The 17,526-nt window shown below is 70.2% G+C and carries 16 protein-coding genes; 5 read left to right on the plus strand and 11 right to left on the minus strand.

The genetic code is table 11. The features are described 5' to 3' along the window. Positions 1-36: 36 nt before the first annotated feature. Together HPO96_RS21645 and HPO96_RS21650 are read left to right on the plus strand one after the other, a co-directional pair. Entirely contained in the window at positions 37-3,969 is a 3,933-nt protein-coding gene (locus HPO96_RS21645; protein WP_171675340.1) for a Pls/PosA family non-ribosomal peptide synthetase, read from the plus strand. Next, the gene (locus tag HPO96_RS21650; RefSeq protein WP_171675341.1) at positions 3,970-5,322 is read left to right on the plus strand and encodes a M1 family metallopeptidase; all 1,353 of its coding nucleotides are present in this window, start codon (positions 3,970-3,972) and stop codon (positions 5,320-5,322) included. On the opposite strand, the gene HPO96_RS21655 is transcribed toward HPO96_RS21650, so the two are convergent. After that, positions 5,319-6,182: a LysR family transcriptional regulator gene (locus HPO96_RS21655; protein WP_171675342.1), complete on the minus strand. Its 864-nt coding sequence runs from the start codon at positions 6,180-6,182 to the stop codon at positions 5,319-5,321. The genes HPO96_RS21650 and HPO96_RS21655 overlap by 4 nt on opposite strands. Before the next feature lie 70 nt (positions 6,183-6,252). Here HPO96_RS21655 and HPO96_RS21660 point away from each other — a divergent pair, with 70 nt between their 5' ends. After that, entirely contained in the window at positions 6,253-7,197 is a 945-nt protein-coding gene (locus HPO96_RS21660) for a nitrilase family protein (RefSeq protein WP_171675343.1), read from the plus strand. On the opposite strand, the gene ispF is transcribed toward HPO96_RS21660, so the two are convergent. From ispF to HPO96_RS21675, 3 genes are read right to left on the minus strand one after another with little or no spacing between them, the layout of a single operon-like run. Beyond that, the gene (ispF, locus tag HPO96_RS21665; protein ID WP_337796751.1) at positions 7,187-7,702 is read right to left on the minus strand and encodes a 2-C-methyl-D-erythritol 2,4-cyclodiphosphate synthase; all 516 of its coding nucleotides are present in this window, start codon (positions 7,700-7,702) and stop codon (positions 7,187-7,189) included. The genes HPO96_RS21660 and ispF overlap by 11 nt on opposite strands. Next, positions 7,699-8,394, minus strand: a complete 696-nt coding sequence (ispD, locus tag HPO96_RS21670; RefSeq protein ID WP_171675344.1) for a 2-C-methyl-D-erythritol 4-phosphate cytidylyltransferase — start codon at positions 8,392-8,394, stop codon at positions 7,699-7,701. The genes ispF and ispD overlap by 4 nt, the downstream gene beginning before the upstream one ends. Before the next feature lie 51 nt (positions 8,395-8,445). Continuing rightward, positions 8,446-8,931 carry a CarD family transcriptional regulator gene (locus HPO96_RS21675; RefSeq protein WP_012918679.1) on the minus strand — a complete coding sequence of 162 codons (486 nt, stop codon included), beginning with the start codon at positions 8,929-8,931 and terminating at the stop codon, positions 8,446-8,448. Positions 8,932-9,208: 277 nt separating this feature from the next. Between HPO96_RS21675 and HPO96_RS21680 the strand changes: the two genes are divergently transcribed. Next, positions 9,209-9,862: a hypothetical protein gene (locus HPO96_RS21680; RefSeq protein WP_171675345.1), complete on the plus strand. Its 654-nt coding sequence runs from the start codon at positions 9,209-9,211 to the stop codon at positions 9,860-9,862. 98 nt (positions 9,863-9,960) lie between these two features. Here HPO96_RS21680 and HPO96_RS21685 read toward each other — a convergent pair whose 3' ends face one another. The 3 genes from HPO96_RS21685 to HPO96_RS21695 all read right to left on the minus strand — a co-directional run bounded on the left by HPO96_RS21685 (position 9,961) and on the right by HPO96_RS21695 (position 13,118). Further along, on the minus strand, positions 9,961-10,980 hold the full coding sequence (locus tag HPO96_RS21685) for an ABC transporter substrate-binding protein (protein ID WP_171675346.1): 1,020 nt from the start codon (positions 10,978-10,980) through the stop codon (positions 9,961-9,963). An 81-nt stretch (positions 10,981-11,061) separates the two neighbouring features. Beyond that, on the minus strand, positions 11,062-11,739 hold the full coding sequence (locus tag HPO96_RS21690; protein ID WP_171675347.1) for a response regulator: 678 nt from the start codon (positions 11,737-11,739) through the stop codon (positions 11,062-11,064). A gap of 107 nt (positions 11,740-11,846) precedes the next feature. Beyond that, positions 11,847-13,118, minus strand: coding sequence for an ATP-binding protein (locus tag HPO96_RS21695; protein ID WP_171675348.1), 1,272 nt, complete (start codon positions 13,116-13,118; stop codon positions 11,847-11,849). 185 nt (positions 13,119-13,303) lie between these two features. Between HPO96_RS21695 and phoU the strand changes: the two genes are divergently transcribed. Beyond that, complete coding sequence (gene phoU, locus HPO96_RS21700; protein WP_171675349.1) at positions 13,304-14,008, plus strand: phosphate signaling complex protein PhoU; 705 nt, start codon at positions 13,304-13,306, stop codon at positions 14,006-14,008. A 468-nt stretch (positions 14,009-14,476) separates the two neighbouring features. Here phoU and HPO96_RS21705 read toward each other — a convergent pair whose 3' ends face one another. The 4 genes from HPO96_RS21705 to mshA are packed head-to-tail and all read right to left on the minus strand — an operon-like array spanning position 14,477 to position 17,509. After that, entirely contained in the window at positions 14,477-14,989 is a 513-nt protein-coding gene (locus HPO96_RS21705; protein WP_171675350.1) for a hypothetical protein, read from the minus strand. Further along, complete coding sequence (locus HPO96_RS21710) at positions 14,986-15,732, minus strand: phosphoglyceromutase (protein ID WP_171675351.1); 747 nt, start codon at positions 15,730-15,732, stop codon at positions 14,986-14,988. The genes HPO96_RS21705 and HPO96_RS21710 overlap by 4 nt, the downstream gene beginning before the upstream one ends. 10 nt (positions 15,733-15,742) lie before the next feature. Then, positions 15,743-16,231, minus strand: coding sequence for a type III secretion system chaperone family protein (locus tag HPO96_RS21715; RefSeq protein WP_171675352.1), 489 nt, complete (start codon positions 16,229-16,231; stop codon positions 15,743-15,745). Further along, on the minus strand, positions 16,232-17,509 hold the full coding sequence (gene mshA / locus HPO96_RS21720) for a D-inositol-3-phosphate glycosyltransferase (protein WP_337796752.1): 1,278 nt from the start codon (positions 17,507-17,509) through the stop codon (positions 16,232-16,234). It abuts the gene before it with no gap. Between the last annotated feature and the right edge of the window lie 17 nt (positions 17,510-17,526).

Genomic DNA, 17,526 nt, shown 5'->3' on the forward strand with positions numbered 1-17,526 from the left:
TTCTGGAGCGTTAACCCCGCGAAGTAAGATCCGCCCGTGACGTTGCGACGCGGGGACCTGGCGCCGGCGGCGCGGACGCTGGTGGACGTATTGCAGGACACGGCCGCCAAGTACGCCGACGAGCCGGCGCTGGACGACGGCAGCGTCAGCCTGAGCTACCGCGAACTGCTGGACCAGGTGGCCAAGTTCGCGGGCCGGTTGACCGCTGCGGGGATCGGCCCGGGCGACCGCGTCGGCGTCCGGATCTCGTCCGGTCACAACGACCTGTACGTCGCCATCCTCGGCACACTGCAGGCCGGCGCGGCGTACGTGCCGGTCGACGCCGACGACCCCGACGAACGCGCAGAACTGGTGTTCGGTGAGGCCGACGTCGCTGCGACCGTAGGCGACGAGCTGGAGCTCACCGTCCTGCGCGTGCAGCCCGCACCGGTCGTAGCCAACGACAACGCGGACGGCTACTCCGACTACCCGTACTCCGCCCGCATGGACGACCCCGGCACGTCGGCGCCCCCGCGCGCCCAGGACGGGCCGGAGCCGACGGACGACGCGTGGATCATCTTCACCTCCGGCTCGACCGGCGTCCCCAAGGGCGTCGCGGTGTCGCACCGGTCCGCCGCAGCCTTCGTGGACGCCGAAGCCCGGCTGTTCCTGCAGCAGGAGCCGATCGGCCCGGACGACCGGGTGCTGGCCGGGCTGTCGGTCGCGTTCGACGCGTCCTGTGAGGAGATGTGGCTGGCCTGGCGGCACGGCGCTTGTCTGGTGCCCGCACCGCGGTCGCTGGTCCGCAGCGGGATGGACCTCGGCCCCTGGTTGGTCGCGCAGGGCATCACGATCGTTTCGACCGTGCCGACGCTCGCTGCGCTCTGGCCGGCCGACGCACTCGACCAGGTCCGGCTGCTGATCTTCGGCGGCGAGGCATGCCCGCCGGAGCTGGCCGAGCGGCTCGCCGTCGACGGCCGCGAGGTCTGGAACACGTACGGCCCGACCGAGGCGACTGTGGTCGCGTGTGGCGCCCAGCTGACCGGCGAGGGCCCGGTCCGGATCGGTCTGCCGCTGGACGGCTGGGACCTCGCCGTGGTGGATGCCGAAGGCAACGAAGTTGCCGAGGGCGGGATCGGGGAGCTGATCATCGGCGGCGTCGGCCTGGCCCGCTACCTCGATCCGGCCAAGGATGCGGAGAAGTTCGCGCCGATGCCCAGCCTGGGTTGGGAGCGCGCGTACCGCAGCGGCGACCTGGTCAAGAACGAGGCGGCCGGTCTGCTGTTCCAGGGCCGCGCCGACGAGCAGATCAAACTCGGCGGTCGCCGGATCGAGCTCGGTGAGGTGGACGCCGCGCTGCAGGCGCTGCCTGGAGTCTCCGGTGCCGCTGCCGCAGTCCGGTCCAGTGCGGCGGGTAACCAGCTACTGGTCGGGTACGTCGTCCCGGAGGAACCGGAGTCTTTCGAAAAGGCCGGAGCGACCGAGCGACTGCGGGAGGCGTTGCCGGCCGCGCTGGTCCCGCTGCTGGCGATCGTGGACACCCTGCCGACTCGCACGTCCGGCAAGGTCGACCGGAACGCACTGCCATGGCCGCTACCCGGGATGGAGACCGACGGCCCTGCAGCCGAGCTGGAGGGCACTGCGGGCTGGCTGGCCGACCGGTGGACCAAGGTGCTCGGTGCGACGGTCACTGGGCCCGATAACGACTTCTTCCTGCACGGCGGCGGCAGTCTGGCCGCTGCACAGCTGGTGTCCGCGCTGCGCGAGCGCTACCCAGAGGTGACGGTCGCCGACATCTACGAGTACCCGCGGCTCGGCGCGCTGGCCGACCGGCTGGACGAGTCCGCCCCGGTCCTGGCCGAGCCGGTCGAGCTGCGCGACATCCGGCCGACGCCGAAGGGCACGCAGCTGCTGCAGACCGCGCTGACGCTGGTGCTGCAAACGGTGGTCGGCGTCCGCTGGCTGGTCTATCTGTTCACGCTGAACAACCTGCTCGATGAGTTCGCCGGTCCGCTGCCCTGGATCCGGACCGTCTCGTGGTGGTGGATCCTGGCCGGCTGGCTGCTACTGATCACCCCTGCGGGCCGGATGGGGATCGCCGTCGTCGGTGCGCGAATCCTGCTTCGCGGTCTCCAGCCCGGCGTCTACCCGCGCGGCGGCAACGTGCATGTCCGGCTCTGGGCCGCCGAGAACCTCGCGGACGCCGCCGGCGCGGCCAACCTGGCCGGTGCGCCCTGGATCGCGTACTACGCCCGTGCGCTCGGCGCCAAGATCGGCAAGGGCGTCGACCTGCACACCCTGCCGCCGGTGACCGGCATGCTGACCATGGGCCGCGGCGCCTCGATCGAGCCCGAGGTCGACCTGGCCGGTTACTGGATCGACGGCGACCAGCTGCACGTCGGCGCCGTCAGCGTCGGCGCCGATGCAGTGGTCGGCTCACGCAGCACGCTGCTCCCCGGCGCCGAGGTGGGCCGTAGCGCCGAGATCATGGCCGGGTCGGCGGTTTCGGGCAAGGTCCCGGCCAACGAGCGCTGGTCCGGCAGTCCGGCAGTGCGGATCGGTCGCGCACGGCACCCGTGGCCCGAGGAGCGGCCGGCCCGGGCGCCATGGTGGGTGGCGGCGTACGGCGCGCAGTCCGCGGTGATGTCCTTGTTGCCGGTCGCAGCCGCGGCCGCTGCGCTGCTCGTCCTGGGCAACGCGCTGCATGGCACCCAAACGCTCGGCGAGGCCGCAGTCCAGGCGCTGATCGCCGTTCCGCTGATGACGCTGGTCGGCTTTGTGACCCTCGCCGTCCTGACGCTGATCGGCGTCCGGCTGCTCGGCATCGGCATCAAGCCCGGCCACTACCCGGTCCGCAGCCGGATCGGTTGGCAGGTCTGGGCGACCGAACGCCTGCTGGACTCCGCGCGCACGCTGCTGTTCCCGCTCTACGCCAGCCTCGCGACGCCGTGGTGGCTACGGACGCTCGGCGCGAAGATCGGCCGGGACGTCGAAGCCTCGACCGTCCTGCTGCTGCCGAAGATGACCACAGTCGGCGAGGGCGCGTTCCTGGCCGACGACACGATGATCGCGTCGTACGAGCTCGGTGGCGGCTGGCTGCACGTGGCCGGCGCGAAGGTCGGCAAGCGCGCCTTCCTGGGCAACTCCGGGATGACTGCGCCCGGCCGGTCGGTCCCGAAGAACGGTCTGGTCGCGGTGCTGTCGGCGGCGCCGAAGAAGTCGAAGGCCGGGACGTCGTGGCTCGGCTCGCCGCCCGTGAAGCTCCGCCGGCAGGCCGTCGCGGGCGACCAGAGCCGGACGTTCAACCCGCCGTTCAAGCTCAAGGTCGCGCGGGCGCTGGTGGAGCTGTGCCGGTTCGTCCCGATGATGTGCACGGTGCTGATCGCGCTCGGCGTCCTGTTCGCTCTGCAGGCGCTCGACATCTGGCTGGGCCCGTGGTGGGCGCTGGTGCTGTCCGGTGCGGTCATTCTGGCCGCCGGCGCGGTCGCCGGCGGGATGGCGACGGTGGCCAAGTGGGTCATCGTCGGCCGGACGCGCGCCGTCGAGTACCCGCTGTGGAGCTCGTTCGTCTGGCGGAACGAGGTCGTGGACAGTTTCGTCGAGCTGGTCGCCGCCCCCTGGTTCGCGAACGCCGCGGCCGGTACGCCGGTGCTGGCGCTCTGGCTGCGCTCTCTCGGGGCCAAGGTCGGCAAGGGCGTTTGGTGCGAGACGTACTGGTTACCGGAGGCCGATCTGATCACTTTGGGCGACGGGGCAACGGTGAATCGCGGTTGTGTGCTGCAGACACATCTATTTCATGATCGAGTGCTCTCCATGAGCACTGTCACCTTCGGGCCCGGAGCAACGCTCGGACCGCACGGCATCGTCCTGCCTGCGGCGTCAGTAGGTGCGGGGGCTACTATCGGCCCGGTGTCTCTCGTGATGCGTGGTGAAGGCGTGCCGGACGGCACGCGCTGGGCCGGGAACCCGATCGCCCCCTGGCAGGGCTGAATGGTCTTCCGTTCCACCGGACAGGCCGGAGCGTCGTCCGCAGGCGACCCCTACACGCCCAACCACGGCAACGGCGGCTACCACGTCGAGTCGTACGAGCTCGACCTCGACTATCGCGTCAACAGCAACCGGCTGACCGGCAAGGCCAGCATCACCGCTGTGGCCGAGCAGGCGCTGTCCCGGTTCGCGCTGGACCTGTCCGGCCTGCGGGTCTCCAAGGTGACCATCAACGGCCGCCGGGTGCAGCGGTTCACCCAGCGCTCCGGCAAGCTGCACATCACGCCGTCGAGCACCCTGATGGACGGCGCCGAGTTCGTCGTCGACATCCAGTACAACGGGAACCCGAAACCCGAGGACAGCCCGTGGGGCGGCCTCGGGTGGGACGAGCTGACCGAAGGGGTCATCGTCGCCAGCCAGCCCAGCGGCGCGGCGACCTGGTTCCCCTGTAACGACTACCCCGGCGACAAGGCGCACTACCGGATCACGATCACCACGGACTCGCCGTACCACGCGCTCGCGAACGGCCGGCTGGTGTCACGGCGGGTCAAGGCCAGCCGAACGACGTGGGTCTACGACCAGGCCGCGCCGATGGCGACGTACTTGGCGACTGTGCAGATCGGCCGGTACGACGCGGTCGACCTGGCGACCGCACCGGTCACTACGCGGGCCCTGCTGCCCGCGGGCCAACTGCGCGAGTTCAAGCACGACTTCGGTCGGCAGCAGGACATGATGAAGCTGTTCTGCCGGCTGTTCGGCTCCTACCCGTTCGGCGGCTACACGGTCGTCGTCACGGACGACGACCTGGAGATCCCGCTCGAGGCCCAGGGCATCTCCGTCTTCGGCAGCAACCACGTCGACGGCAAGCGGACGGCGGAGCGGCTGGTAGCCCACGAGCTGGCACACCAGTGGTTCGGGAACAGTCTGACGCCGTCTGCCTGGCAGGACATCTGGCTGAACGAAGGCTTTGCCTGCTACGCCGAGTGGCTGTGGTCGGAGGAGTCCGGCGGTCTGAGTGCCGACCAGCAGGTGTCGAAGGCCCATACCCGGCTGCGCGGTCTGCCGCAGGACCTCCTGTTGTCAGACCCAGGGCCGGAGCTGATGTTCGACGACCGGCTCTACAAGCGCGGCGCGATCACTCTGCACGCGCTGCGGCTCCACCTCGGCGACGACGCGTTCTTCGAGCTGTTGCGCAGCTGGACCAAGAAGTACCGGCACGGCTCGGTCACGACGGCCGATTTCGTCGCCCAGGCTGCGCAGTTCTCCGCTGACCAAGAGGCGCTGCGCGAACTGTTCGCGGTCTGGCTGGGCGGCTACGAGCTCCCTGCACTGCCTCGGCGAGCGCGTAAGCGCTAACCGCGCGCTACCTCGGTGGCCGCCTTCAGGAAGCGTTCTGTCAGCGGTGCACGAGTCGACCAGGCCGCACCGATCCACCAGGTCGCTGCACGGCCGGGGAGCGGTACGAGCCGCACCTCCCCCGGAGCGATCCGTTCAGCCGACTGTGGGACGACGGCGGGCCCAGCACCGGCCGCAGTCAACGCCAACAGGGTCTGTACGTCGCGGGCCTCTTGCAGCACCTCCGGGCGGCAGCCGTGCTCGGCGTACAGGCCGTTGATCTGTGCGGTCAGACCGGGGCCACGCTCCGGTACGAGCCGGACGAGCGGCCGCCCGTCCAGCCAGCTCGCCAGGTCGCGCGGAACCGCCTGATCGACCGGCAGCGCCAGCGCCAGCCGGTCCTTACGCAGCCGCAGGTGCTCCAACCCAGCGGGCACCGGCAACCGCACAAAACCCACCTGCAGCGCCCCCGACCGCAGCCGCTCGTACTGCGCCTCCGACGACATGTCCTCCAAGGACACCGACACCCGCGGCCACCGGCTCCGGAACAACGCCACCGCCCGCGGCGCCAGCTCGATCCCCGACAACCCGAACCCCACTGCCAGCGACCCTTCCAGCCCCGCAGCCACCTGCGCAGCACGCCGCTCGAACGCGTCCGCCCGCTCCAGCAACTCCAGAGCGTCCGGAAGTAACGCCTCCCCCGCCGCAGTCACCCGGGCCCCGTGCCGCCCGCGCACGAACAGCACCGCCCCCACCCGCCGCTCCAACACCTGGATCTGCTTCGTCAACGCGGGCTGACTCATCGCCAGCTCCGCCGCAGCGCCCCCGTACGTCCGCACCCGAGCAACCACCACAAACGCCCGCAGCAGCCGCAAATCCATAACCCAAGACTATAGAAAGTCGACAAACATCCATTGGACGCTATGGATGCAGGCGGGTTTCGATAGCCGTATGACGACATTCCGGGCGGCAACCGTCCAGTTTCAGGCGATTCCGGATCAGCCGGCGGCGAATCTCGCGACGGTCGGGCGGTTGGCTCGGGCAGCGGTGGCCGACGGCGCCCGCTTGGTCGTGTTTCCGGAGATGTGCTTGCTCGGCTACTGGCATCTGCGGCGGCAGAGTCCGGAGCGGCTGGCCGAGCTGGCGGCGCCGGCGGACGGGCGGCTGATCGGGCAGGTGCTTGCCCTGGCCAAGGAGTTGGACGCCGGGATCGGAGTCGGGTTCCTGGAGGCGGCCGACGGGCAGCTGTTCAACTCGTACGCCGTCTGTCTGCCGACCGGCGACGTCCACGTGCACCGGAAGCTGCATGCGTTCGAGCATCCGGCGATCTCGAGCGGGACGTCGTACACCGTGTTCGACACCCCGTGGGGATTCCGGGCCGGGGTGCTGATCTGCTGGGACAACAACCTGGTCGAGAACGTGCGGATCACGGCGTTGCTCGGGGCCACCGTCCTGTTGGCGCCGCATCAGACCGGCGGAACGAACTCCCGCAGTCCGCACGGGATGAAGCCGATCTCGCGCGGCCTCTGGCAGCAGGACCCGGAGGCGGCCGCCAACGGGCGGAACGGGCGCGAGTGGCTGCTGCGCTGGCTACCGGCCCGGGCGCACGACAACGGCATCTTCGTCGTCTTCAGCAACGGCGTCGGGCCGGACGACGACGAGGTGCGGACCGGGAACGCGATGATCCTCGACCCGTACGGGCGGATCGTCGCGGAGACGCCGGTCCCGGCCGAGGCCATCGTCACCGGAGATCTCGAGCTGGACTTGGTGCCGTTGGCAACCGGCCGACGCTGGATCCGCGGCCGCCGTCCGGAGTTGTACGGCCCGCTGACGGTCCTCGGCGACGAGGTGGACCCGCGGACCGCTCGGTTCTCGGCGGAGCCGGTCAGAAGGTAGGGCCGAAGTTCGACCCGGACGCCGAGCCGTAGATCAGGGCGGTCGCCATCGCGACGATGCCCTCGTCGCGGCCGGTGAAGCCCAGGCCGTCGCTGGTGGCGGCGCTGACCGAGACGTCGGCGCCGCAGGCCTCGCTGAGCACCTTCTCGGCCTCCTGCCGCCGCAACGCGAACCGGGGCCGGTTGCAGACCACCTGAACCGTCACGTTGCCGATCTCGTAGCCCGCGTTACGGACCCGCTTGGCGGCCTCGGCCACCAGCGTCACCCCGGAGGCGCCGGCCATCTCGGGCTCATCGGTGCCGAAGTTCGTGCCGAGGTCGCCCAGCTTGGCCGCGCTGAGCAACGCCGTACAGATCGCGTGGGCGGCGGCGTCACCGTCGGAATGGCCAGCGGCGCCGACGGTCTCCCGCGGCCAGTGCAGACCGGCCAGCCACATCGGGCGGCCCGCCTCCAGCGGGTGGATGTCGATACCGTTGCCCACCCGGGGGAAGCTGCTCTCTCTCACACCGCTCGCCTCTCTGCCAGCAACGCCTCGGCCAGCAGTAGATCCTGCGGACGGGTCACCTTGAACGCGTCCGTCGAGCCCTCGACCGTCACCACGGTCACGCCGAGCCGCTCGCACAGCATCGCGTCGTCGGTCGCCCCGACGACACCGGCCGCATGCGCGCGCCGCAGTACCTCGGGATCGAAACCCTGCGGGGTCTGGACGGCGACCAGCGTCGACCGATCCGGAGTGCCGACGACCTCGCCGCCGGGCCCGATCTGCTTGATCGTGTCGGTCACCGGCAACGCCGGTACGACGGCCGCGGCGCCGGCGCGCACCGCCGCGACCACCCGCTCGATCGCATCGACCGGGACGAAGGCCCGGGCCGCGTCGTGGACCAGCACGCAGTCGATCCCCTCGACCGGGACGACGGCGAGCGCGGCCGCCACCGAGTCGGACCGCTCGGCCCCGCCCGCGACCACGAGCAGCTCGACGCCCTCGACGTACGGGCCGAGCTCCTTGACCACCGACTCCTCGGAGCCGGGCGGGACGGCGACCACCAAACAAACGAGGTCGGCGGCGGACGCTGCCTTCAGCCCACGCACCGCGTGGACCAGCAGCGAATCGCCACCGACCTCTCGAAACGCCTTCGGAGTCTCGCCACCGAGCCGTAACCCGAGCCCCGCTGCCGGGATGATTGCCGCGGTACTCATCGGGAGACCGGACAGGACAGCAGGATCACGGGTGTTGGCTCGACCTGAAAATCAGGACGCGAGGACCTCGTCGAGGATGGCTTCCGCCTTGTCCTCGTTGGTGTGCTCGGCCAGGGCCAGCTCGGAGACCAGGATCTGGCGAGCCTTCGCCAGCATCCGCTTCTCACCGGCGGAAAGACCGCGGTCACGCTCACGGCGCCACAGGTCGCGAACGACCTCCGCCACCTTCATCACGTCACCGGAGTGCAGCTTCTCCAGGTTCGCCTTGTACCGTCGCGACCAGTTGGTCGGCTCCTCCGTGTGCGGCGCCCGCAGCACGTCGAAGACGCGCTCCAGACCGGCCTGATCCACGACGTCACGCACGCCGACAAGATCGAGGTTGCACGCGGGGACCCGGACGACCAGGTCGTTCTGAGCGACGATCCTCAAGACCAGATAGGTCTTGTCCTCACCTTTGATCTGACGGGTCTCGATGTCCTCGATGACGGCCGCACCATGGTTGGGGTAAACAACCGTCTCGCCGACTGTGAAAGTCATATGTCACGTGCCCCTTTCCGAGTCCTATCCTACCACGCAGTCGGTGGTCCGGTTGAGGCGTTTGCGCTGGTCAGAGGCCACTTCCCGCCTTGACAAACGCTACGGCTCATGCCTCGTGCGCGCGGGCACCGTTGCTCAGGACATCGTTGCGGGGCCACCCGGCGTCGGGCCCGGGGCGGCCGGGCACTACGCTGTGCTTCGCCGGAGGCAATGCGCCGGGTCGTCGACCCGGGCCCTGCCCGAGGGCCCCGAAACAGCTTGCAGGAGAGGGATTCCAGTGCCGATCACGTTGTCCTCGCGGTCCGTCCGGCGTACCGCGCTGACGGCCGCCGCCGCCACGCTCAGTATCGTCCTGGGGGCCTGCGGCGCGAACTTCAACGCCCAGACCGCGCAGCCCTACCAGCCGGCCGAGGGCACCAACGCCGACTCCGCGGGGATCGCCGTCCGGAACCTCCTGGTCGTCGCGTCCGCGGACGGCAAGGGCGAGCTGCACGGCGTCCTGGTCAACAACGGCGCCGCCGCCGACACCCTGGTCTCCATCACCCAGGCCCCGCCGAAGCCGGTCGCCCCGGTCGCCGAGGGTGAGCAGCCCCCGGCCCCCGTCGTCGTCACCTTCGGCAAGTTCGAGCCACTCCCGCTCGCCCTCGGCGACTCGATCACCCTCCCCCAGACCGGCGGCATCGAGCCCACCCCCACGGCCACCCCCACCAGCACCCCCACGGCCACGCCGACCGCCACCCCCACCACCACCCCGAGCCCGGCGGCCCCCAAGCCCTTCTCGGTCACCGGAGGCAAACCCGGCACGATGATCGACGTCGTCATCACCTTCGGCAAAGCCGCCCCCATCACCACCCACATCCCGGTCATCACCGAAGACCACTTCTCCCCCACCCCCCGCGACGACGCCGAAAAGGGCGAGGGCGGCCACTGAGCCCGTCCCCACCGGCTGACAGGTGAAGGGGCCGCCCCGGCGCGGGACGGCCCCTTCGTCGTGCCGGCGGGGCCTGTGGCCGAGGTCCCGGCGGACGTTCAGTTGGCGGCGTTGGCGGCCTTGGAGAGGGCGGGGACGATCTTGGCGAGGACCCAGGGGACGCTTTGGACGCTGACCGAGCTCATGGCGGAGATGAGTTGCTGGTCGGCGGAGGCGAAGGTGCTGCCGCGTTTGACGGCGCCGAGGGAGGCGTAGAGGGGGTCGGCGGCGAACTTGTCGGGGCCGAGGCCGTCGACATAGGCGACCAGGACGTCGGCTTCGGCGTCCGCGATCTTCTCTTTGCTGATCGGGACGGCGAACTCCTGTTTGGCGTTCTGCTTCTGCAGCGCCTCGACGCCGGGTGAGTTCACGAAGCCGAGCTCGGTGAGGATCTGGACCCGCGGGTCGGTCGGCATGTAGAGCCAGTTGTCCGTGCCGAAGGAGCCGACCGAGATGGTCTTGCCCTTGAACTCGGGGTGGTCGGCGGCAACCTGCTTGACCTCGGCGTTGAGATCGCTGATCAGCTTCTCCGCCTCGGTCTTCTTGCCGAGCGCCTGGCCGACGAGCAGGGTCTGCTCCTGCCAGGTGGTCTGCCACGGCTTGCCCGGGTAGGCGACGGTCGGCGCGATCCCGGTCAGCGTGTCGTACGTCGCCTTGTCGAACCCCTCGTACGGCGCGAGGATCACATCCGGCTTCAGCCCGGCGATCTTCTCGAACGGGAACTTGTCGCCGGTGTCGAGCAACTGGGTCTTCGAGGCGTCGAACCAGTCGGCGTCCCAGGCGCTCACGCCGGCGGCCGTCGGGCCGTAGGTGACCTTCGGCATCGCGACCGGCGTCTCGCCGAGGGCGTGCACGATGCTCTGCGCGTTCCACCCGAGCGTGACGATCCGCTGCGGTTTCGCCGGGACGACGGTCTCGCCGAAGGTGTTCTTCAGCGTCACCGGGAACCCGGCGGACGCCGTCCCCCCGGAAGCCTGCGGCTGCGCGTCGTCGGCCGCGCCGCACGCGACGAGCGAGCTGCTCGCGATCAGTACGCCGGCGGTCGCACTGATCGCCCGGAGACGACGGGGCCAGAACACAACAACTCTCCTCAGTCGGGGTTCAACTAAGGACAGCCTAAGCTAACCCGGTGACTCCTGACGAGCCGCCCGGGTTGTGAGTCAGGACTCGAACTTGTAGCCCAGGCCGCGCACGGTCACCAGGTGCGCCGGATTCGAGGGGTCCTGCTCGAGTTTGGAGCGCAGCCGCTTCACGTGGACGTCGAGGGTCTTGGTGTCGCCCACGTAGTCGGCGCCCCAGATCCGGTCGATCAGCTGACCGCGGGTGAGCACCCGGCCGGTGTTGCGGAGCAGCATCTCGAGCAGCTCGAACTCCTTCAGCGGCAGCCGGATCTCCGCGCCGCCGACGGTCACCACGTGCCGTTCGACGTCCATCCGGACCGGGCCGGCCTCCAGGGTGTCCGGCAGCAGCTCGACGTCCTGGCCACGGCGCAGGACGGCGCGGATCCGGGCCAGCAGCTCGCGCGGGCTGTACGGCTTGGTGACGTAGTCGTCCGCGCCCAGCTCGAGGCCGACGACCTTGTCCACCTCGGTGTCCTTGGCGCTGACGATGATCACCGGGACGTTGCCCCGGCTGCGCAGCGCCCGGCAGACCTCGGTACCGGACAGGCCCGGCAGCATCAGGTCGAGCAGGACGATGTCCGCGCCGGCCCGGTCGTACTCGTCCAGGGCGTCCGGCCCGGTCTCCGCGACGGCGACCTCGAAGCCTTCCTTGCGCAGGACGTACGACAAGGCGTCGCTGTAGCTCTCTTCGTCTTCGACGACCAGCACTCGGGTCACGAAGCTGTCTCCTTTGTGATTGAGCGGTCTGCATCGCGGGATGCTTCAGCAGGCGCGGTGTCCAGGTGGGTACATCGCAAGGCGGAGGAGGTGCCTCGATGCGGTGTTCATCGTGGTTCCTCCTCCAACGCAGCGAGGTGCCCGCCTGGGCGCCGCGCCTGCGAAGGATCCTGTGATGCAGACCGCATGTCCGACGGGGTAGGCGTCGAAGTGACGGCCGGCTCCTCCTGGCTGAGGGAGCCGGTCTGGCCCGGTGCGGGGTCGAGCCGCAACGGGAGGCGCACGGTGAAGGTCGATCCCTGGCCCTCGACACTCCAGACCCGGACGTCGCCGCCGTGGATGGAGGCGATGTGCTTGACGATCGACAGGCCGAGCCCGGTGCCGCCGGTCTCCCGGCTGCGGGCCCGGTCGACCCGGTAGAAGCGCTCGAAGATGCGCTCCAGGTCGCCGGTCGGGATGCCGACGCCCTGGTCGCTCACGGTCACCTCGACCAGATCGCCGATCGGGTGCGCCGCGACAGCGACGCGGGTCCCGTCCGGGCTGTAGTTGACGGCGTTCTCGACCAGGTTGCCGATGGCAATGGACAGCTGGTCCTCGCTGCCCATCACCTCCAGCTCGGGCTCGGTCTTCACCACGATCTTGATGTCGCGGTCCTCGGCGTCCACCCGGCAGCGGTCGACGGCGGCCTCGATCACCGCGTTGATGTCGACCGAGTGCGGGTGCTCGAGCGGGTCGTCGCCCTGCAGCCGGGACAGCTCGATGATCTCCTTCACCAGCCGGCTCAGCCGGGACGCCTCGATCCGCATCCGGTCTGAGAACCGCTGGACGGCCTCGGGGTCGTCGGAGGCCTCGGAGACGGCGTCGGCGAGCAGGATGAGCGCGCCGACCGGGGTCTTCAACTCGTGGCTGACGTTGACGGTGAAGTCCCGCCGGATCGCCTCCAGGCGGCGCTCGCGCGTCCGGTCCTCGACCAGGACGAGTACGAGCTGGCTGCCCAGCGGGGCCACCCGAGCGCTCACGTACTGCGTGGCGCCGAGCCGGCCGCGGACGATCTCCAGGTCCTGCTGACGGATCTCGCCGTCCCGGCGGACCGCGCGGACCATGGTCAGGATGTCGTCGACCACCAGCCGCTCACCGCGGACGATGCCGAGCACATGGGCCGGGGCGCTGGCCTGCAGCACCTGGTCCTCGGGGCCCATCACGACCGCTGACGAGCGCAGGACCGAAAGGACGGTCGCGACGCCGCTCGGGACGGCGGGATCCGGGGAGACCGGGATCTTGCGCTGGGATCGCTCGGAGAGCACCATCGCACCGAGTGAAAGCAGGGCCAGGGCCGCGCCGATGACGCCGCCCAGCACCGCAGCCAGCGTGGGGTCCACGGAATCGATGCTACGCGGGCAACCAGCAGGGAAAGACCGAATGAGCACCAGTTGACCGGGACAAGTCTCAACTGTTCATCAGGCGTTCACCACTCGTCGCCGACCGGCAACCTCGACGCCGTACGGTCACCGTTGGACGGGTACGGGCCTGTCCGGCACCGGACCACAGATCGGAAACGAACACAATGCGTGACAGTTACCACGAGCAGCTCGACGACATCCTGGCCGAGCTGGAGCGGATGACCCGGACCGTCTCGACCGCGGTCCGCCGGTCCACCGCCGCTCTGCTGGAGGCCGACATCCGGCAGGCCGAGGAGGTCATCGCGGCCGATATCCAGCTCGACGCCGCCGGTGAGGGCGTCGAGGAGAAGGTCTTCGAGCTGATGGCTCGCCAGGCCCCGGTCGCCAACGAGCTGCGGATGCTGGTCGCCGCGCTGCGGATGGTCGCCGACCTGGAGCGGATGGGCGACCTGGCCGCGCACGTCTCGAAGATCGCCCGCCTGCGCTACCCCGCGCCCGCGATCCCGGCCGAGCTGCACGACGTCATCCAGGAGATGGGCACCGTCGCCGGTACCATGGTCGACGCCGCCGGCGACGTCATCAAGACCCGCGACGTCGACGCCGCCACCCGCCTGGAGTCCACCGACGACGAGATGGACAAACTCCGCTCCAACCAGTTCCGCCTGATGATGGACGACACCTGGCCGCACGGTGTCGAGGTCGCCGTCGACATCGCCCTCCTCGGCCGCTACTACGAGCGCATCTCCGACCACGCCGTCTCCATGGCCCGCCGCGTCGTCTACCTCGTCACCGGCGAACTCCCCATCGCCATCGGCGGCACCGCCGCCGGCTCCGGCGCCGGCGCCTCCACCCCCAACCCCAACAACTAAGACGCCCGCGGCTCCGCCGCAGGAACTGCACCAGCGCTACCCGCCCTACGGGCGCCACAAGCGTCACTCCGCGGAAGCGCGCGCCGCTGAGCGCACTTCCTGCGGCCGGCGATCAGGTGGGCACGGCAAACGGCCCGGCCGCGACAAGCAACTGGCACAAAGCGGGGTGAGCTCAGCGCCACAGCCCGGGGGGCTCGACGGGCAACCGGCGCACAGCGGAGTGAGCTCCCGGCGTGCGAACGACAGCCCACAGAGCGGGGTCAGCAGAAGCTCCACCGGCTGGTCCCACGGTGCGGCTCCGCCGTGCGCTCGACGCTGAGCGCACTTCCTGCGGCCGGCGATCAGGTGGGCACGACGAACGGGTCGGCCGCGACGGGCGACTGGCGCACGGCGGGGCCGCCCGGCCGAGCGGGTGGGGTGGGGAACAAGTGGCCCCCGGCAACCAGGTGGTTGGCGGGGGTGCTGGTTCTACGGGGGTGGGGGTTGGGTTATCTCTTGGGTGGAGATCAGGGCGGCGAGGACTAGGGGGGCGTCGCCGTCGCTGTGGCCGAGGACTAGGGCCGGCCAGCGGGTTTCGATCGGGCCCCAGAGGTGGAGATCGCCGTAGAGGTCCTGGGCGAAGAGGGCGCGGTAGAGGGGTTCCACCGGTTGCCCCATCTGGTGTTTGAGCATCGGGCCGTCGATGGAGATCACCCGGGGTGGGCCCCAGGTGGCCGAGAGCGCCGCGGCGAGGTGCTTGAGGTGGGCTTCGGCGGTTTCGGTGGCGGCCGTCCAGTCGGCTTCGTAGAGACCGGTCAGGTCACCGCCTTCCCAGAGCGGGATGACGCGGAAGCCGGGGCCGGTGGTGTGGGTCCATTCGCCGGTGGCCGGGTCTCCTGCGGCCGTGACCGGGCCGGCGGCCGGGACGTCGGCGACCAGGAGTTCGGTCACCTCGGTCTCGGCGCGCGCGGCGTCGAACGGCTCACCGTAGCGAGCGGTCAACGGCCCTGGTTCTTGACGGCTTCGATGGCGGCGGCCGCGGCGTTCGGGTCGAGGTATTCGCCGCCAGGGGTGATCGGCTTCAGGTTCTCGTCGAGTTCGTAGAGCAGCGGGAGGCCGGTGGGGATGTTGAGGCCGACGACGGTGGGCTCGTCGAGGCCGTCGAGGTGCTTGACGAGGGCGCGCAGGGAGTTGCCGTGGGCGGTGACCAGGACGGTCTTGCCGGCGCGCAGGTCGGGGACGATGGCGTCGTACCAGTAGGGGAGCATCCGGGCGACGACGTCCTTGAGGCATTCGGTCGCGGGGAGGATCTCCGGCGGGAGGGCCGCGTAGCGCGGGTCGCCGGCCTGGTCGAACTCGGAGCCGCGCTCGATCGCGGGCGGCGGAGTGTCGTAGGAGCGGCGGAACAGCATGAACTGCTCCTCGCCGAGCTCCTCCAGGGTCTGCTTCTTGTCCTTGCCCTGCAGGGCGCCGTAGTGGCGCTCGTTCAGGCGCCACGAGCGGCGGACGTCGATCCACTGGCGCTCGGCGACCTCGAGCGCGATGTTCGCGGTGCGGATCGCGCGGCGCAGCAGCGAGGTGTGCAGGACGTCGGGGAGCAGACCGCGATCGCGGAGCAGCTCACCGCCGCGGTGCGCCTCTTCGACGCCCTGGGCGTTCAGGTCGACATCGACCCAGCCCGTGAAGAGGTTCTTCGCGTTCCAGTCGCTGTGGCCGTGGCGGAGCAGGATCAGGCGATAGGTCATGGGCCAGAGTTTACTGAGGTTCGAGCCAACCCTTGAAAGCGTCCAGGTTCCGGGTCGATTCGCCGCGCGCGACCCGCCACTCGTACTCCTTGCGGATCGACGAGGCGAAGCCCAGCTCGAGAATGGTGTTGAACGACGAGTCGGCGTACTCCAGGACGGCGCCGAGCAGCCGGTCCACCTCGGTCGGGGTGATCGCGTGCAGCGGCACCCGCCCGTCCAGGTGGATGTCGCCGAGGTGGTCGACGGCGAACGCGACGCCGTACATCTTGAGGTTCTTCTCGAGCAGCCAGCGGTAGACGGCCGCGTGGTTCTCGTCCGGATGCCGGGCCACGAAGGCGTGCACCTGAACCGCCTGCGCGCCAACGGTCAGCGACACCGTGGTCTTCAGCTTGCGCTCCCCCGGCAGGTCGGCCGTGAACGCGCCCGGCGTCGCCTCGGTGAACTCCAACTCGTTCTCGGTCAGCACCTGACGGATGACGTCCGCCGCGGACACTCTCATTCAGAACACCTCAGCTGCCATCGTCTCCGCCGCGGTCCGGTACGCCGCCAGCGTCCTGCGGGCGGTCAGCTCCCAGCCGAAGCCCTGCGCGTGTTTGACCGCCGCCTGGCTCATCGTCTCGCGGGTGTACGGATCCGTCGCGATCCGCGCCAGCGCGTCGGCGAAGTCGTCGACGCGGTGCCCGTCGACCAGCAGCCCGGTCTGCCCGTTCACGACCGCGGTCGTCAGCCCGCCGACGGCCGCCGCGACCACCGGCGTACCGCACGCCTGCGCCTCCAGCGCGACCAGCCCGAAGGACTCCGAGTACGACGGCACGCACACAACCGATGCGGCGCGGTACCACTCGGCCAGCCCCGGCCGCTCCATCGGCTTCACGAACCGGATGACGTCGTCCACCCCCAGCGCCCGCGCCAGCTCGGCATGCGCCTCCGGGTGCTCCATCCCGTTCCCCGACGGCCCACCGATGATCGCGACCACCAGCCGCGCCCGCAGCGCCGGATCGCGCTCCAGCATCCGCGCAGCCGCCCGGATCAACAGATCCGGCGCCTTCAACGGCTGGATCCGCCCCACGAACGCCAGAACCACCGCATCCACAGGTACACCGACCGCACGCCGGGCCGCGGCCTGGTCACCGGGGGCGAACACCTCCAGATCCACACCAGGGTTGACGACCTCGATCTTCGCCGGCTGCGCGCCGTACAGGCTGATCAGCTCCTGCGCCTCGTCCGGGGTGTTGGCCAGCAGGCGATCGGCGGACTCGACCACCTGCTCCTCACCGAGCACCCGGGCCGGCGGCTCCGGGACGTCGCCGTCCGCAAGGCTCAGGTTCTTCACCTTGGCCATCGTGTGCATGGTGTGCACCAGCGGGACCGCCCAGCGGTCGCGGGCGAGCAGACCGACCTGGCCGGACAACCAGTAGTGCGAGTGGATGACGTCGTACCAGCCGGGCTCGTGGATCGCCTCTGCCCGCAGTACGGCGCGAGCGAACGTGCACAGCTGGGCAGGCAGCTCGTTCTTCGTCAGCCCTTCGTACGGCCCGGCGGCGACGTTGCGGACGGTCACGCCGGGCATCAGCTCGATCCGGGCCGGTAGCGCGGACGACGTCGCCCGGGTGAACACATCCACCTCGGTGCCGAGCTCGGCGAGCTGTTTGGACAGCTCCACGACGTACACGTTCATCCCGCCGGCATCGCCGGTCCCGGGCTGGTCGAGCGGTGAGGTGTGCAGGCTGATCATCGCGACCCGACGCGGCGGAGGGACGGCGGACGGTTCGGTCACCCGGTCAGAGTACGCCT

Source organism: Kribbella sandramycini (assembly GCF_013131805.1).
GTDB lineage: Bacteria > Actinomycetota > Actinomycetes > Propionibacteriales > Kribbellaceae > Kribbella > Kribbella sandramycini.

Coding starts and splice junctions, on each gene's coding strand:
- ispD (WP_171675344.1), bottom strand. CDS start 8,394: ATGAGTACCGCGGCAATCATCCCGGCAGCGGGGCTCGGGTTACGGCTC.
- HPO96_RS21675 (WP_012918679.1), bottom strand. CDS start 8,931: ATGACTTTCACAGTCGGCGAGACGGTTGTTTACCCCAACCATGGTGCG.
- HPO96_RS21710 (WP_171675351.1), bottom strand. CDS start 15,732: ATGACCTATCGCCTGATCCTGCTCCGCCACGGCCACAGCGACTGGAAC.
- HPO96_RS21650 (WP_171675341.1), top strand. CDS start 3,970: ATGGTCTTCCGTTCCACCGGACAGGCCGGAGCGTCGTCCGCAGGCGAC.
- HPO96_RS21660 (WP_171675343.1), top strand. CDS start 6,253: ATGACGACATTCCGGGCGGCAACCGTCCAGTTTCAGGCGATTCCGGAT.
- HPO96_RS21655 (WP_171675342.1), bottom strand. CDS start 6,182: ATGGATTTGCGGCTGCTGCGGGCGTTTGTGGTGGTTGCTCGGGTGCGG.
- HPO96_RS21715 (WP_171675352.1), bottom strand. CDS start 16,231: ATGAGAGTGTCCGCGGCGGACGTCATCCGTCAGGTGCTGACCGAGAAC.
- phoU (WP_171675349.1), top strand. CDS start 13,304: ATGCGTGACAGTTACCACGAGCAGCTCGACGACATCCTGGCCGAGCTG.